Genomic DNA, 15434 nt, shown 5'->3' with positions numbered 1-15434 from the left:
GCTAGTGGCGGCGACCGAAGCGGCGTTTCATGATGACCCCCATCACCATCAATCCGGCCAGCAGCATGGTGGGACGGTTGATCAATCCATCGAGCGGGGTGGGCTGCAGCGCCGCCACTTCGGAAGAACGTCCCGCTCTGTGCGACATAGTGCTACCAGTCACCTCTTTGGTCTGGGCCTTGGGCAACGACATCCATTCCTCCAGCCACATCACAGTGCTGTGCACGGGGGCAGGTGAAGAGGTTTGCGCATTGCCATGAAGACCGCCGCCAACGCTCAACATCAGGGCCAAAAAGACAGACTGAAATTTGCGCATTGATGCCGCCTCACTGTGGTGGTTACCGGACACTTTGTGCAAGCTTAAGTATTATTGTGCAGCGCAGCAATAGCCTGAACGGACTACTCTGAAAACACACATTCCTGGTGCATGCTTGGAAGGCGGTAAGTGAGTGCGCCTCCCGCGAACACAGCGCATCTGTTGAGGTTGCGTGGGCGGTGCCGTCGGAAAGATGCGTGCGATGATGAAGGTCTTGGCGCCCCTTGATGTGGCGGTGCGGAAGCAAACTTACGTGATGGGCTGATGGCAGCACACCACTATTGGGAGAAGGTCAGTGACATTTGGTAAGTTAATTGCGATGGTGAGGGCCCGGTGGTGGCTGGTGATGGCGGCCACGGTCCTGACCACCGCGTCGGCCGTGATCGTCAGCTTGATGCTGCCCGAGAAGTTCCAGGCATCGGCGTTTCTGATGATCGACGTCAAGCCGGACCCGATTTCGGCGGTGACCTATCCGGGCCTATCGTCTCCCTCGTTCATCAACACGCAGATCGACGTCTTGCGCAGTTCGCGGGTCGCCTTGCGCGTGGTGAATGATCTGAAGCTGGTGGACCGGCCCAATGTGCGCGACCGGTGGCTCGTAGCGACCGAGGGCAAGGGGACCGTCGAGCAATGGCTCGCCGACGGACTGCGCGCCAACATGACTGTGACGCCATCCAAGGAAAGCAACGTCCTGCAAGTTTCCTTCCGCGCCGGAGACCCGCAGTACGCCACAGCAGTGACCAACGCGTTTACACGGGCCTACATGGCCACAGCGCTGGAACTGCGGGTGGATCCCGCGCGGCGCTACGCCAGCTACTTCGATGAGCAGGTCAAGGCCGCACGCCAGGAGCTTGAGGCCGCGCAGTCACGGCTTTCGGCCTTCCAACGTGCCAATGGCCTGATCGGCACCGACGAACGGTTCGATGTCGAGAACCAGCGCCTGAACGAACTTTCTTCGCAGCTCGTCGCCGTGCAGGCCATGCTTGTCGAGTCGGGCAGCCGGCAGGCCCAGGCCGACGGCGCAGCTTCCGACCGCACGCAAGAAGTGCTGAACAACTCGCTGATTACGCAGCTGAGGGCCGAACTTGGCCGCTCGGAAGCTCGGTTGCGGGAGCTCAGTATCCGCTTTGGCGACAGCCATCCGCAGGTCATCGAAGCGAAGGCCGCTGCCGCCGAACTGCGGACCCGGCTAGACACCGAGATGCGTCGCGTCAGCGGCGGTGCCGCGGTTACCAACGCCATCAACCGCCAGCGCGAAGCGCAGATTCGTGCATCGCTTGAAGAGCAGCGCGCCAAGGTATTGCGCATGAAGGCCGTGCGCGACGACGCCGCGGTGCTGCTCCGGGAGGTCGATGGCAAGCAGCGCGCCTTCGACAACATCTCCATGCGCCTCACGCAGTCGAATCTCGAAAGTCAGAGTACGCTGAACAACGTGAGCATCCTGGGCGAAGCGACCGAGCCATTGAACCCGGTATCGCCCAACATCCAGATCAACGCGGCACTGGCGCTCGTCGTCGGCATGCTGCTGGGTACCGGCATGGCTCTACTGCTGGAACTGCGCGACAGGCGCGTGCGCGATTTTGACGATGTTGTCGCCGCGATGCAGATTCCTATCCTCGGCGTGCTCCCCGCGCCGGATTCGCGGCGGTCCGGCCGCAAGCACCGCCTACTCGCGGTGGAGCAGCGGCTGCTGGGCGGCCTGGCGGTGAGCCGCAGCAAAAAGGCAATGTGATGTCCGACCTCTCCGATACCCCCGGCAACATGCTCCGCGATCGTTCCATCGGCGCCATCATCGCCGAGGCCCGCAACCTGAGCGCCGACCAGGTCGAGCGTGTGCTGCGGCACCAGCGCGACCACGGCATTCGCTTCGGCGAAGCCGCCATCGCGCTGGGCTTTGCGAGTCCCGACGACGTGCTGGAAGCCCTGTCCCAGCAGTTCCACTACCCCTACAGCCCTAACGAGCGTGGCAACCGGAGCGCGGAACTGGTCACGCTTTTCCAACCGTTCTCGCGTGAGTCCGAGTCGTTCCGTGCCATCCGCAGCCAATTACTGTCGCGCCTCTACCGTGAAGGTATGCCGCGCCGGCCGCTGGCCGTGATCAGCCCTGACTCGATGGACGGCAAGAGTTACTTCGCCGCAAACCTCGCAGTGACCCTCGCGCAACTCGAGGGAAAGACGTTGTTGATCGACGCCGACATGCGTTCACCGCGGCAGCACACCATCTTCGACATCCCGAACCAGTCTGGCTTGTCGTCGATTCTCCTGGGCCGCAAGGAAGAACGCGTCATCCAGGCGGTGCATGGCGTGCCGGGCCTGCTGATCCTGCCCCTGGGCGCGATTCCGCCCAACCCTGTCGAACTGCTGGAACGCCCCGCCTTCGGCCTGCTGCTCAAGGAACTCGGCCGCAAGTTCGACCACATCGTTCTAGACACGTCTGCCTTCAGCCGAGGAGCGGATGCCAGCATCGTGGCGATGCGCTGCGGCGCCGCGCTGGCGGTTGCTCGCAAGAGCGCTTCCCGCATGAATGATCTGCAGGATCTTTCAAGCATCGTCGCAGGGGGCGCGACCGAGTTGATTGGCGCCGTCGTCAACGAATTTTGACCTGCCAGGGATCCAAGTCGCCCAATGCCGTCCTTCGGACATTTGCCTGACGCATCCAAGCACCCGGTTGGCTGGACTGATTCGTTGATGCACTTTCGATCTACGGATGCGCAGCAATGGACCGGCCAGCTCGGTGCGTTGCTGGCGCTGGCTGCGTTGTGCGTCGGCACCGGCATCCTGGTCACGGTCATCGGTGACCTGGCCAGCTCCAAGCCGGTGATTCTGGCGGCGCTGCCTTTGCTGATCGTGCTGGGTTTCACATTGGCGATCAGTCCCAAGGCACTGCTGTTGGCGATCATTGTTCTGCGCGGGGGAACGAATAGCCTGTTCGAGGAAACCAGGCTCGGACCGCTTGGAGGCTTGGGGGCATTTGTCAACCTCTCGGTCATCGCCCTGACGATCATCCTGCTGATGCGCAACCCCAAGCGCGTCCCATCGGTTGCGTACTGGATATGGGGGCCATTCATGCTCATCCAGTTCTTGGCGGTCACCTACGCACCGGATCCTGTTCAACAGGTGCGCCTGGCCATGGCACAGGCATCGACATTCGCCATGTTCATCGTGGCGTTTCAACTCGTCGACGACGAGCGCAGTCTAGTGGACGTCCTGCGGCTGATCGTGTTGTCGTCGGTGCCCGTCGCCCTGCTGACGGTCCTGGCCATCGCACGCGGAGATGCCTACGAACCCGGACGCTACAGCGGACCGTTCCCCCACCCCAACATCCTTGCGTTCTACCTGGTGCTCGTCATCGCTATCGTGTTCTACCTCTGGAAGCGCACCGAAGCGCTGGCGATTTCGTGGCAAACGATCGGCTCCGTCGGCTACCTGATCGTCCTGTTCGGCCTGTTGCTGGCCACCAAGACACGCAGTGCCTGGATCACCGCGACGCTGCCGTTCCTGCTGTATGGCCTGTTCTTCAAGCGGCGCTACCTTGTCTATCTGGCATTCGCACCGCTGCTCGCCTTGCTGATCCCGGAGTTCCGGGACCGTCTGCTCGATTTGGGACAGGGTAACGAAGTGGTGCAGTACGCCCGGCTCAATTCGTTCGCCTGGCGCCAACTGATCTGGTCGGACGGCCTGCGCTGGATGGATCCTGGCCGCTACTTCATGGGCTACGGTGCAGGTGCCTTCAACTACTTCTCTCCCGTGTTCTTTTCGATGGCCGGTGGTCGCAACTGGGGCGCGCACAGCGTTCTCGTGCAACTGTTCTTCGACATCGGGGTCGTCGGCGTATCTTGCTACCTGTGGCTGTTCTGGAAGTGCTGGACCGCCATGCGCCCTCTCTATCGGGTGGACCGCTTGCTGTACCTGATCGGTACGGCGGCGCTGGGCGCTTACCTGCTGACGTCGATGTCGGACAACATGCTGTCCTACCTTATCTACAACTGGTACTTCTGGCTGGCTGCGGGTGCAGTATGCGCATACGCGGTGCGTGCCAAGGAGCCTTTGAAGCCCACGCACGCTGCAGAACCAGGAGCCGGCTTTAACCCCACCGCGCAGAGAAGAAAGTTCTGATGTCCATGCTTGAAACACCGAACCGTAGCCGCCTGCGCACCGCGTTGGTGGCACTGGCGGCGGCCGGGATCGCTGCCGTGTCGGCCGCCGCCGAATGGGGCAGCTACGCCCGGCCGTTCTCCGCGCAGTCGCCCTGGAATGCCCGGCCTATCGACCCGGTGCTGGGCGACTTCGTCATTCCCCCATCGACCTATATGCCCGCCGTTGGAGGTGGGGCGTACTCCACTGGCACGTTCAAGGCGAACAAGACGGACAAGCCCATGGAGATCCTGCCGTTGCCCGGCCGCAACGGGGTATGGGACCCCGACGCCGCACGCGTGCATCCTTCGATCACCATACCGCGCTGGCCGGCGGACGTCATACCGGCAACCGGCTCCGACGGCCATGCCGACATCGTGGACGAGACAGACGGCATCATCCACTCGTTCTTCAAGCTCAAGCAGATTGATGGACAGTGGCGCACCGCGCAGTACGCCTGGACGCGGCTGGACGGGCGCGGCTGGGGCGAGCCGGGACACTACTACCAAGGCGCGCGCGCAGCGGGAGTGCCCACCATGGGAGGTCTCATCCGAAGCCATGAGATCAACGACGGCAATCCGATGTACCTGCATGCCCTGGCGATGTCGCTGGCGCACAACGGCTTGAGCGCGGACCCCACCTACGTGTTCCCCGCCACCTCGGCCGACAGGGGCGCCGCGCGCACCAATACCGGCCAGATCCCGGAAGGCGCTCTGCTGATGCTGCCGGCAGACTACGACACCAGCCGCATCCGCAACCCCCGCCTGCACAAGGTGGCAGAGACTCTGAAGGTCTACGGTGCCTACGTCGTGGACCGCAACGTCGGAACGCCGTTCGTGATCTACGTCGAGAACGGAAGCGGGTTCAGCCTGCACGGCGGCGCCTGGGACAGCCACACCGGCAATGAGCTCAACCGGATGCGAGCTGCGCTTCGCCAGGTCACCGGGGTTTCGGGCTGGCTGGATGGCGATGGGCGTCCGATGGTGATGGAACAGCGGCTCAACCTCCTGTCCATGCGCGGCGACTGGATCAAGGTGCAGGGCGACCGACTCGGTACCTTCCAGACATGGCAGCAGGCCGTGGTGTTCGAGGCAGGCCTTTCTGGCGTCGAACAAAAAAACAGTTCGGCCTCGATGCTCCAGCCTGTTCGCTGGGCACTGCCCCAGGCTGGAGCCTCCTACCAGCTGACGGCGCGCACGACCGGCGGCGGCAGACTGCGCATGCGCGTCTTCGGCGCCGACTCCGCGCAGCCCGTGTTCGACAGTGGGGAACTGGCCAACGGCGAATCGCGCGTGTTCACATGGCCGACCGGCTCGGCCCGCCACGAGGTCACCGCGTTCAGCGGGGACGGCAGCCGGATGTCCACCGTCGGTGCCAGCCTGGTGCAGCTCACCCAAGGTGCGCAATCCGGCGGGCAGAAATGACGGATCCGAACTGGCAGGCGGATCTGGACCGATGCGCCGGCGCCGGCACCAAATGGCTGCGTGAACAATCGCTATGGGCCATCCGCGTGTACCGGTTCGGCCGCCGTGTGGACGCACTTCCCGAGGGCCCTCGGCGGCGCCTGCTGACGCGCCTGTACTGGCTCCTGTTCCGCCTCGTCGAGACGGCCACGGGCATCAGCCTGCCCAAGGAAGCGCGCATCGGGCCGGGCCTGCGGATCTGGCACTTCGGTGGCATCTTCGTCAACCCCGGCACGGTCATCGGTGCTGACTGCACTTTGCGTCAGGGCGTCACGCTCGGCAACCGCGCGGAAAACGGACCGTGTCCCGTGCTGGAGGACGGTGTCGACCTCGGTGCTTACGCGCAAGTGATCGGGGGAGTGCGGCTTGGTGCCGGCTGCCGCGTTGGCGCCATGGCCGTGGTCCTGACCGATGTCCCCGCCGGCGCCACCGCGGTCGGCAATCCGGCGCGCGTCATCACGGCACATCCATCTAATCCACCCCATCCATCCGGAGAGCAGACGTTTGAAGATCGCCTACCTGGTGAACCACTACCCAAAGGTTAGCCACACTTTCATCCGGCGCGAGATCCTGGCGCTGGAACGCCAGGGCTTCGAAGTCACGCGCCTGGCTGTGCGCGGTTGGGACGATGCCGTGCCCGATGCAGACGACCAGGCGGAACAGGCGCGGACCCGATATCTCCTGAGGCGCGGCGCCGCAGAGCTCGCTCCGGCCATGCTGGCGATGCTCGTCAGCGCGCCCGGCCGCTTCCTGGCGGCGCTCGGCCTGGCACTGCGGATGGGACGGCGCGCGGACCGCCCGTTGCCCTTGCATCTGGTCTACTTCGCCGAAGCCTGTCTCGCACACCGTTGGCTGGCCCGATTGCAGGTGCGCCATCTGCACGCGCATTTCGGCACCAACTCCGCGGAAGTCGCCATGCTGGTGACAGCCCTCGGCGGCCCACCTTACAGCTTCACGGTGCATGGGCCGGACGAGTTCGACAAGCCGGAGTTCCTGCACCTGGGTGAGAAGATCCGCAGGTCGCGCTTCGTCGTGGCCATCACCTCGTTCTGCCGCAGCCAGCTCTACCGCTGGGTCGACGCCGCGCACTGGGACAAGGTCAAGGTCGTGCACTGCGGCCTGGAGCGTGCGTTCCACGAGGCGTCTGAGCCCCCCCCCGCCAGCGGCAACCGCCTAGTCTGCGTGGGCAGGCTCTCAGAGCAGAAGGGGCATCTGCTCCTCATCGAGGCGGCCAAGCGGCTGGCCGACGCCGGCATCGCGTTCGAGCTGGTGCTCGCTGGCGACGGCGAACTGCGCCCGCAGATCGAAGCCCGCATCGCGCAGCTGCAACTGCAACAACACATCCGCATCACCGGCTGGATCAGCAGCAACCAAGTGCGCGAAGAAATCATCGGATCGCGCGCGCTGGTACTGGCGAGCTTTGCCGAGGGTCTGCCGGTCGTAGTGATGGAGGCCTTCGCGCTGAGGCGCCCCGTCGTCAGCACACGCATCGCCGGCATTCCCGAACTGGTCGAGCAAGGCAACAACGGCTGGCTCGTGCCACCGGGCGACGTCTCTGCACTGGCCGAAGCGATGCAGACATGCCTGCAATGCTCGCTCGACCAGGTGGCCGCGATGGGCGACGCCGCCTTCCGCGCCGTGCGCCGGGAGCACGACATCGACACCGAAGCCGCCAAACTGGCGCAGCTGTTCATGGCGTCGCCGCGACATGCTTGATCTCACGACAGGCCTCCTGCACGGGCTGCTGGCTGCCGCAGCGTTGCTCGCTGCCATCCCAGCGGTGCTTCTGCTGGCGCAGGTGCTGGCGTCGCTGTGGCCCGGTGTGGCACGGGCGGTGACGCCTGCCGGCCCGCGCCCACGCATCGCCATCGTGATGCCCGCGCACAACGAATCGAGTGGCCTGCTGCCCGCCTTGGCCGCGGCGCAGGCGCAGCTGCTGCGCGCGGATCGGCTGCTCGTCGTCGCCGACAACTGCAGCGATGACACGGCCGCCGTCGCTCGCGGAGCGAATGCGGAGGTGACCGAACGCTTCAACACCGCGCTCCGCGGCAAAGGCCATGCCCTGGACCACGGTGTGCGGCATCTCGCTGCGGACCCGCCGGACGTCGTCATCGTGCTGGATGCCGACTGCATCGCGCAGGCGGGCAGCCTGGAGCGCATTGCGTGCCTGAGCCACGCCACCGGCCGACCGGTGCAGGCGACCTACCTCATGACGGCGCCGAACGACAGCCTGAAAGCGCGGATCGCCGAGTTCGCGATGCGGGTCAAGAACCGCGTACGGCCGCGCGGCATGCACCGCATGGGGCTGGACTGCGGGCTGTACGGCACCGGCATGGCCTTCCCGTGGCCGGTGGCTGCCACGGCGCCGCTCGCCAGCAGCCACCTGGCCGAAGACATGCAGCTGGGCGTACAGCTGGCGCGCCGGGGAACGCCTCCGCTGTTCTGCGAGGAGGCCATGGTCTCGAGCACATTCGCCGGCACGCGCGAGGGTGAGCAGAGCCAGCGCACGCGCTGGGAGCATGGCCACCTGTCGCTGCTGCTCGGCGAAGGTCCACGCCTGGTGGCCGGCGCCGTCTTCGCGGGACGCATGCGCTTCCTGATGCTGGTGCTCGACATGCTGGTGCCACCGCTCGCCCTGCTCTCCATGGCCACGCTTGTCGTGTGCGCCATCGCCACACTGGCGGCATGGGCGATGGGCTGGTACCTCCCCCTGGCGCTGGCGCTGCTGGCCCTGGCAGCGCTGGCGGCCAGCATCCTGCTGGCGCGCGCGCGCTATGCGTCCGACCTGGTGTCGCTGCGCGAACTGCTCGGTGCGCCGCTCTACATGCTGGCGAAGATCCCCATGTACGCCCGTTTCCTGGTGAAGCGCCAGGTCGATTGGGTCCGCACGAAAAGAGATTCGAGATGAATGCAAGCAGCCCGCCTCCATCAGCCCTCGCTGCGGTGAACGCGCCCGACGGGTTGGCCCGCACGGTCGTCGATGGCGTGCCCTTTGTCGCGAGCAACGTGGATTCGCTTGCCCGTCATATCTGCGAACGCGCAGCCGCCGCCCAAGGCGGCTGGGTCGTGACGCCCAACATCGACATCCTGCGCAGGCTGCACCACGACCCCGGCTTCAAACAGATGGTGGGCGAAGCGACCGTCTTCACCGCGGACGGCAAGCCGATCGTGTGGGCCAGCCGCCTGCAGGGCACCCCGCTCCCGTGTCGCCTCGCCGGCTCCGACCTGTTCATCGCCGTTTTCCGCCGTGCTGCGGCCGCCGGGCTGCGGCTGGCCCTGGTGGGGGGCAATCCGGGTACCGCGGAGCAAGCCGCGGCACGACTTGCGGGCGCAGGTGCTGCCATCACGCGGAGCCACTGCCCCCCATTCGGCTTCGAGAACCAACCCGAGGAGATGGCACGGATCCGCAGCCTCGTTACCGACTTCGCCCCGCACATCGTCTTCGTCGGCCTCGGCTCGCCGAAGCAGGAATGGCTGATCCAGCAACTGCGCAGCCTGCACCCGCAAGCCTGGTTCCTGGGCGTTGGCATCAGCTTCAGCTTCGTGGCAGGCGAGGTGCCGCGGGCGCCAAAGTGGATGCAGGCCGGCGGGCTCGAATGGTTGCACCGGCTGGTGCAGGAGCCGCAGCGGCTAGCGCGGCGCTACCTGATCGATGGCCTTCCATTCGCGCTCGGCCTGATGGCACGCTCATTGCGAACGCGCCTGCAACGGCGGCCGAGGCCGCTCTAATGCACGCCCACCAGATGCCGCCCATGCCTATGCCGAACGACGTGCTGGTTTCTGTTTACATCCCCACGAAGGACCGGCAGCCGCTGCTGGCCGCCGCCATCGACTCGGTCCTGAAACAGACCTACCGCCATCTCGAAGTCATCGTTGTGGACGATGGCTCCACAGATGGCACCCAGGAATACCTGCGCCAACTTGCGCACGATGATCCGCGCGTACGGACGATCCGGCACGATACATCGAAGGGCGGCCCTGCCGCGCGCAACGCGGCCATCCTGGCGGCGCGTGGCGCGTTCGTGACCGGGCTCGACGACGACGACAGCTTCGAGCCCTTCCGCATCGACGACTTCGTGCGGGCTTGGCGGCAGTTCGAAGTGCAGGGTGAGCGCCCGTCGTGTCTCTACTCGCAGCTGCGCGAGATCCAGCACGGCCAGCACGTCGCCACGTCTGATCGGCCCGATCGCGCAAGCTACGAGGACATGTTCCGCCATAACGCCGTTGGCAACCAAGTGTTCGCGCCCAAGGCCCACTTCGTCGATGCGGGCCTGTTCCGGGTGGATCTGCCGGCCTGGCAGGATCTCGAATTCTTCATGCGCATGTTGCGCACCTTCGGCCCGGCGCGCCTGGTCGAGCGTGCCTCCTACAATTTCGAGAACAGCCCGCGCGACGACCGCATCACTGCGAAAGGCGAGGGCAAGATCCGACAGGCCTTCGCCGTTCTCGACGCCGCGCACAGCGGCGGCATCGGGCGGCGCAGCCAGTTGCTGCAACTTCAGATGTTCGCCCGGGTGTACGGGATCAAGCCGACCCTGCAGGACTACCGCCGCTTCCTCGCCCACGGTTTCTGGCCAAGGGGATTCGCCCGCATGCTCAAGCGAAGCTTGCAAGCTTAAGAAGCCACCTCTTCGATGGGAAACACAATGAAAAACGACCAAGTCATCCGCCTCGGATTCGTGCGCACCTGGCTGCTGTTTTGCGCCTTCGCACTGGCGAGCATTTGCGCCCAGGCACAAAGTCCGACCGAGTACATGTTGTCGCCGGGCGACACCGTCCGGGTGACGGTCTACCAGAGCCCGGACCTCACACTCGAAACCCGGGTTTCCGAGGCGGGCACCATCAGTTACCCGCTGGTGGGCCAAGTCCGCATCGGCGGCCAGTCGACGCTCGGCGCCGAGAAGACCATCGCACAGGCGCTGGAGAAAGGCGGCTTCATCCGCAATCCCCAGGTCACTGTCGTCGTGACCCAGATGCGCGGCAACTTCGTTTCGGTCCTTGGCCAAGTCAACCGTCCCGGTCGCTACCCACTGGAGAACATGAGCACGCGCGTCAGTGACATCCTGGCCACGGCGGGCGGCATCATCCAGGGTGGCGGCAGCTCGATCGGCGGGGACGATATCGTCATCGTGACCGGCACCCGCGCCGGCGCGCCGTTCCGCAAAGAAATCGACATCCCCTCGCTCTACGTTGCCGACCGCACGGGCGAAGACATTACTTTGGTGGGCGACGACACGGTGTATGTGCGCCGCGCGCCGGTCTTCTACATTTACGGAGAAGCACAACGCCCAGGCGTCTACCGCATCGAGCGTGGCATGAGTGTCATGCAGGCCCTGGCCGTTGGCGGTGGCCCCACCAACCGCGGCACCGAGAACAGGATCCGGCTGCACCGTATGCGGGCGGATGGCCGCGTCGAACAGATCAGCCCGGCCATGACGGACTTGATCACGCCCAACGACGTGATCTACGTGCGCGAAAGCCTCTTTTGATGCCCTGGGAGCTTGAGTCCGCCTTGCACAAGCGCCCCGCCTTGGAGGCGGACAGGTGAGCCGCAACACGGAACTTTCCGGACAGGTGGCCCGGGGGATGCTCTGGGTTGCGATCGAGAAATGGGGAACTCGGCTGATGAGCTTGGCCGTTTTCTCCATCCTGGGCCGTCTCCTGACGCCCGCGGAATTCGGACTGGCGGCGCTGGCGATGTCGATCTCCGCGATCCTCGCGGTCTTCGTCGAGAACGGCATGGCGCAGGCGCTCGTGCAGAAGAAGGAGGTCGACGAAGAGGAGATCCATTCGGCCTTCTGGACATCCCTCGCGATCGCGGTGGGTCTGTATCTGCTCCTCGTGCTCTGTGCGCCGCTGCTGGCGCAGTTGTTCAAGCAGCCCCAACTCGAGTCCATCATTCCGGTCAGCGCATTGGTGCTGCCGATTGCCGCCTTCTCCAGCGTCCCGGCCGCCTTCCTGGAGCGGACCTTCAACTTTTCCAAGCTGGCACGACGCCAGTTGGGCGGCGCGCTCGTGGGAACCGCGGTCGCTGTGTACCTCGCCCTCACCGGCGAAGGTGTCTGGGCCATCGTTATGCAACCCGTTGCTGCCAGCGCTGCTGGCGCGATGATCCTGTGGTTCAGCGCCAAATGGCATCCACGCCTTGTCTATTCCGTCCGCGCCATTCGCGGCATGTGGAAGTTCAGCGCGCAAGTAGTGGGCATCGAACTTCTCAATACCGTGCAGGCCAACATTGACAAGCTGCTCATTGGTGCATTCTTCCCGCCTGCGGCGCTGGGCTACTACTACGTTGGTCAGCGGATATTGAACATCGTGATGGACGTTATCTCGTCCACGCTGGCGAAAGTGTCTCTGACGACATTTTCTCGGCTGCAGGAACAACATGCGCGCCTGATGCATTACTTCCTGACGCTCACATTCGCAAGCGCAACGCTCGCCGTGGCGATATTCTCCGTGCTCGTGGTATTCGGCCATCCCCTAATCGAGCTCTTTTTTGGGACCGGCTGGGGCGCCAGCGTCCCCTTGATGGCGATGATGGCACCGTCTGCCATGCTGGCATCCGTGACGCTGTTCGACAAAAGCCTGTTGCTGGCCACCGGCAACGGGACGGCATCGCTCAAGGTCGCCGTGGCCCAAGTCGTTTTCGGAACGGTTGTTCTGGTCGCAGCCATTCCCTTCGGCGTCACCGCTGTTGCCGCAGCGCGCTCAGTCAGGCAAATCGCATTCTGGCCGGTGCGGATCATCACGCTGCACAAGAATGCGCGCCTTCCCTACGTCACCTACCTGAAACAATTCGCGGGACCAGCCCTGGCCGGCATTGCAGTCCCGTTAGTCGGCTACGGCTTGCAGCAGACTCCATGGGCGAACGCCCCATTCAGCACCGTGACCTTCCTCCTGCCTGCAATCGGCCTGACATTCGCATGCTACGCACTGGTGATCTGGCTGGCAGCACGGCACCAGGTTCGCCAAATATCTACGACTTTGAAAGAAATCTGGCTCAAAAGGAGAGGCGCCGCTGCGCTGCCATGAAATTCACGAGACTTTCCCGTTACGAGGCCGGCTGGTTTGCACCAGCTCTTCGCGCCATCGCGAAGGAAAATGGATATTCCAACGTATTCAATCCGAGCATTGCATTTCTTGATGGAACTTGGCATCTGGCTTTCCGCGCACAGGCGCGGCCTGGCGAAAAACCATTCAGGTCGTATTACGCGAATGGAAGCGCTGGAAAGCTCTCCAAGCCAATCGATCTGACTCAAATTTTGCAGGACCTGGGAACGCCTCAAGTGGCAGACCCGAAGCTGGTCCCGCTTGCGGGCCGGATCTACATCACATTCAACACCGGCCATTCTGCGCATTCTCCCAACGGGCTGTACTTGATGCAGGTGTGGCCCCAAATCGGCGTACCGCAGAAATGCGAACTGGACGGCCGCCAGACCGTCGAGAAGAACTGGGCGTTCTACATGCCTCCCCATGGGACGTTGTCGGCAATCTATTCCCTAGAGCCCCTCACGCAGTTGCGCCTCGTGCAGGGTCAATTGGACGACGGTAAGTCGCTGCACTTCGAGCGCATCATGTCCGCGGCCAGCAATACGATCTCCCAATCTCTGTCGATCGGCACGCAGATGGCTTTCGTGGACAGCGGCACCGCCTACATGGTCGCACATGAGAAGCCACGCCTGCGCTCCAAGCGCGGTTATCTCGGACGGATCGTTCGTCTGGATTTCGACAGCGCCGGAGCCGCGGCCATCACAGTGGGCTCCAAAAGGCTCATCCATTCGTTCGCCAAACTGATCCTGATGGGGCAACGGCACAACCCCAACCTGTTGTGGGCCGTCTACTTCCCTGGCATCGTGGTGGACGGCAACGATGTATTGCTCAGCTACGGAATCAACGACCTCGAATTCGCATTCGCCGAAATACCGCTGGACACCATATGGCCGTAAGAATCTTCTACTGGGACGCGCTGGAGAACCAGCCGAAAACCAAGGCATCGTTCTGGAAATTTGGCCAAAGCCAGCAGGGATTCCAGCACGGCAACGCCGGCGACCACTTCAATCTTGACCTCCTGCAATGGGCATACCCGGGGCAGCATGCTGCCAATGTGAAGGACGAAGGCCGGCGCCTGCTTCTCGTTGGATCGGTAGCGCACCGCGTGCTGGATGGCGATATCGTTTGCGGGATCGGGAGCAAGCACTCGACGATTCCCGCGGCGGATGGATTGAAAATCCGCGTGTGGGGGGTTCGCGGGCCGATGACCCTGGATGCCTTCCGGCAGGCCGGTCACGATGTCTCGCAGTTGCGCTTCATGGGCGATCCGGGGGTCTTGATCGGCAAGCTCTATCCGGATGTCCTCCACATCCGGGCCGAAGCCGGCAACACGATCTTCATCCCGCACTACCGGGAACGTTTCGAGCACCGCAGCAACCGCCACTACAAAGTGGTCAGCATCGACGCTACGCCTCGCGCGGTGGCCGAAGAGATATGCCGCGCCGAGTTCGTCTATACATCCTCGTTGCATGGCCTAATCTGGGCGCATGCGCTGGGGCGACCGGCGTTGCTGGTGTCCCCACAGACCGACGAATCCTTGCACAAGTACAGAGACTATTTTCTTTCGATCGGCAAAGATTTCTGCCTTGCGGCATCCATCGATGAGGCCTTGAAGTCGTCCAAACCAAACAGTTCGCCGGATCTGTCCGCAATGATCGGCAGTGTCGCTCTGCCGTCGGCTGCGGAACTGGCATCCGCAGGTATCCTGTCCTAACCTCGTGGTGTCCTCCGCCATGCGCGCGCCGTTTGTGAGGGAATTCAGTGCGCTCCGTGCGAGGACGGCTTGCTTTCTCGCAGCCTCTTTCCTTAAACCCACGCTGTCAGAGTAGGCTCCGGCAGGTGGCGACTCAGATTTTTCGGGCTGCTGCTACCGCCCACGGTACAGAAGCCATTGCGTTGTTGGCGTATTAAGGCATCTCCTGATTGGCAGACAGGATGTGGCGTCGATGCAAAAGCGAGCCTCCGGCCAAGCAACGCAAGTTGGACAAGATCATGCGCGTCGACGACCTGAGCCACCAACTCGAGCATCTCAAGGCTAGCACCCGCGTAGGGGGATTTACGGTTCGGCCAATCAAGCGCTGATTCGTACACGTCAAGGCGCGCTACCGCGGTTTGGCAAAGAACACCGCCAACTGCAAGTGCTCCTTACGCTGCCCAACTTATAGAGGATGCGGAGAGCTTGGTGGGAGCGCGGACACGAATGCGCCTAAAACCACAGAGTAGGTGAAAAACCAACCCGTAAAGCCGTGAAGGCAACACTCCTAGCCGATCAAATGGCATCAAACCCTCTCACCACGCATTGCGCAAATCACGATCTAACTTGTGGCGCCACGCTGCGATGTCGATGTCACCCGTTTTTTATCGAGCATCCTATGCTTCGACATAGTCTTTCCGATACTTATTGCGTATTCCACGCCATCGCGGGCACCATTCCACGCTGATGGCGGGCAGCGTTCCACGTGATCGCGGGC

Annotated in this window: 14 protein-coding genes; 13 read left to right on the top strand and 1 reads right to left on the bottom strand. The window is 63.6% G+C overall.

The features are described 5' to 3' along the window. Position 1: 1 nt before the first annotated feature. Positions 2-316, bottom strand: coding sequence for a hypothetical protein (locus IE209_RS10375; protein WP_189686892.1), 315 nt, complete (start codon positions 314-316; stop codon positions 2-4). 295 nt (positions 317-611) lie between these two features. Between IE209_RS10375 and epsF the strand changes: the two genes are divergently transcribed. The 13 genes from epsF to IE209_RS10310 are packed head-to-tail and all read left to right on the top strand — an operon-like array spanning position 612 to position 14677. After that, the gene (epsF, locus tag IE209_RS10370; RefSeq protein ID WP_189686891.1) at positions 612-2048 is read left to right on the top strand and encodes a chain length determinant protein EpsF; all 1437 of its coding nucleotides are present in this window, start codon (positions 612-614) and stop codon (positions 2046-2048) included. Further along, positions 2048-2917, top strand: coding sequence for a polysaccharide biosynthesis tyrosine autokinase (locus IE209_RS10365; RefSeq protein ID WP_189686890.1), 870 nt, complete (start codon positions 2048-2050; stop codon positions 2915-2917). The genes epsF and IE209_RS10365 overlap by 1 nt, the downstream gene beginning before the upstream one ends. A gap of 24 nt (positions 2918-2941) precedes the next feature. After that, positions 2942-4432 (top strand): O-antigen ligase family protein, encoded by a 1491-nt coding sequence (locus IE209_RS10360; protein WP_189686889.1) that lies wholly within the window; start codon positions 2942-2944, stop codon positions 4430-4432. Next, positions 4432-5874 (top strand): Atrophin-1 multi-domain protein, encoded by a 1443-nt coding sequence (locus tag IE209_RS10355; RefSeq protein ID WP_229882798.1) that lies wholly within the window; start codon positions 4432-4434, stop codon positions 5872-5874. Before IE209_RS10360 ends, IE209_RS10355 begins: the two co-directional genes overlap by 1 nt. Continuing rightward, complete coding sequence (locus IE209_RS10350) at positions 5871-6458, top strand: serine acetyltransferase (RefSeq protein WP_189686888.1); 588 nt, start codon at positions 5871-5873, stop codon at positions 6456-6458. Before IE209_RS10355 ends, IE209_RS10350 begins: the two co-directional genes overlap by 4 nt. Next, positions 6418-7629, top strand: a complete 1212-nt coding sequence (locus IE209_RS10345; protein WP_189686887.1) for a glycosyltransferase — start codon at positions 6418-6420, stop codon at positions 7627-7629. The genes IE209_RS10350 and IE209_RS10345 overlap by 41 nt, the downstream gene beginning before the upstream one ends. Continuing rightward, positions 7622-8821, top strand: coding sequence for a glycosyltransferase family 2 protein (locus IE209_RS10340; RefSeq protein ID WP_189686886.1), 1200 nt, complete (start codon positions 7622-7624; stop codon positions 8819-8821). The genes IE209_RS10345 and IE209_RS10340 overlap by 8 nt, the downstream gene beginning before the upstream one ends. Before the next feature lie 35 nt (positions 8822-8856). Next, complete coding sequence (locus IE209_RS10335; protein ID WP_189686885.1) at positions 8857-9642, top strand: WecB/TagA/CpsF family glycosyltransferase; 786 nt, start codon at positions 8857-8859, stop codon at positions 9640-9642. A 29-nt stretch (positions 9643-9671) separates the two neighbouring features. Further along, a complete protein-coding gene (locus IE209_RS10330) occupies positions 9672-10532 on the top strand; it encodes a glycosyltransferase (protein WP_189686884.1) in 861 nt (286 codons plus the stop codon). A 27-nt stretch (positions 10533-10559) separates the two neighbouring features. Next, positions 10560-11402, top strand: coding sequence for a polysaccharide export protein EpsE (epsE, locus tag IE209_RS10325; RefSeq protein ID WP_189686883.1), 843 nt, complete (start codon positions 10560-10562; stop codon positions 11400-11402). Positions 11403-11457: 55 nt separating this feature from the next. Beyond that, entirely contained in the window at positions 11458-12945 is a 1488-nt protein-coding gene (locus IE209_RS10320) for a lipopolysaccharide biosynthesis protein (RefSeq protein ID WP_189686882.1), read from the top strand. Further along, complete coding sequence (locus tag IE209_RS10315) at positions 12942-13859, top strand: glycoside hydrolase family protein (protein ID WP_189686881.1); 918 nt, start codon at positions 12942-12944, stop codon at positions 13857-13859. Before IE209_RS10320 ends, IE209_RS10315 begins: the two co-directional genes overlap by 4 nt. Next, positions 13850-14677 carry a polysaccharide pyruvyl transferase family protein gene (locus IE209_RS10310; protein ID WP_189686880.1) on the top strand — a complete coding sequence of 276 codons (828 nt, stop codon included), beginning with the start codon at positions 13850-13852 and terminating at the stop codon, positions 14675-14677. The genes IE209_RS10315 and IE209_RS10310 overlap by 10 nt, the downstream gene beginning before the upstream one ends. The last annotated feature ends 757 nt before the right edge of the window (positions 14678-15434 follow it).

The organism is Pseudorhodoferax aquiterrae (assembly GCF_014652235.1).
Lineage (GTDB): Bacteria > Pseudomonadota > Gammaproteobacteria > Burkholderiales > Burkholderiaceae_C > Pseudorhodoferax > Pseudorhodoferax aquiterrae.
The sequence above is the reverse complement of the archived record's forward strand: the minus strand, read 5'-3'. Positions and strand labels throughout refer to the sequence as shown.

Coding starts and splice junctions, on each gene's coding strand:
- IE209_RS10375 (WP_189686892.1), bottom strand. CDS start 316: ATGCGCAAATTTCAGTCTGTCTTTTTGGCCCTGATGTTGAGCGTTGGC.
- IE209_RS10365 (WP_189686890.1), top strand. CDS start 2,048: ATGTCCGACCTCTCCGATACCCCCGGCAACATGCTCCGCGATCGTTCC.
- IE209_RS10360 (WP_189686889.1), top strand. CDS start 2,942: ATGCCGTCCTTCGGACATTTGCCTGACGCATCCAAGCACCCGGTTGGC.
- IE209_RS10355 (WP_229882798.1), top strand. CDS start 4,432: ATGTCCATGCTTGAAACACCGAACCGTAGCCGCCTGCGCACCGCGTTG.
- IE209_RS10350 (WP_189686888.1), top strand. CDS start 5,871: ATGACGGATCCGAACTGGCAGGCGGATCTGGACCGATGCGCCGGCGCC.
- IE209_RS10340 (WP_189686886.1), top strand. CDS start 7,622: ATGCTTGATCTCACGACAGGCCTCCTGCACGGGCTGCTGGCTGCCGCA.
- IE209_RS10330 (WP_189686884.1), top strand. CDS start 9,672: ATGCCGAACGACGTGCTGGTTTCTGTTTACATCCCCACGAAGGACCGG.
- epsE (WP_189686883.1), top strand. CDS start 10,560: ATGAAAAACGACCAAGTCATCCGCCTCGGATTCGTGCGCACCTGGCTG.
- IE209_RS10315 (WP_189686881.1), top strand. CDS start 12,942: ATGAAATTCACGAGACTTTCCCGTTACGAGGCCGGCTGGTTTGCACCA.
- IE209_RS10310 (WP_189686880.1), top strand. CDS start 13,850: ATGGCCGTAAGAATCTTCTACTGGGACGCGCTGGAGAACCAGCCGAAA.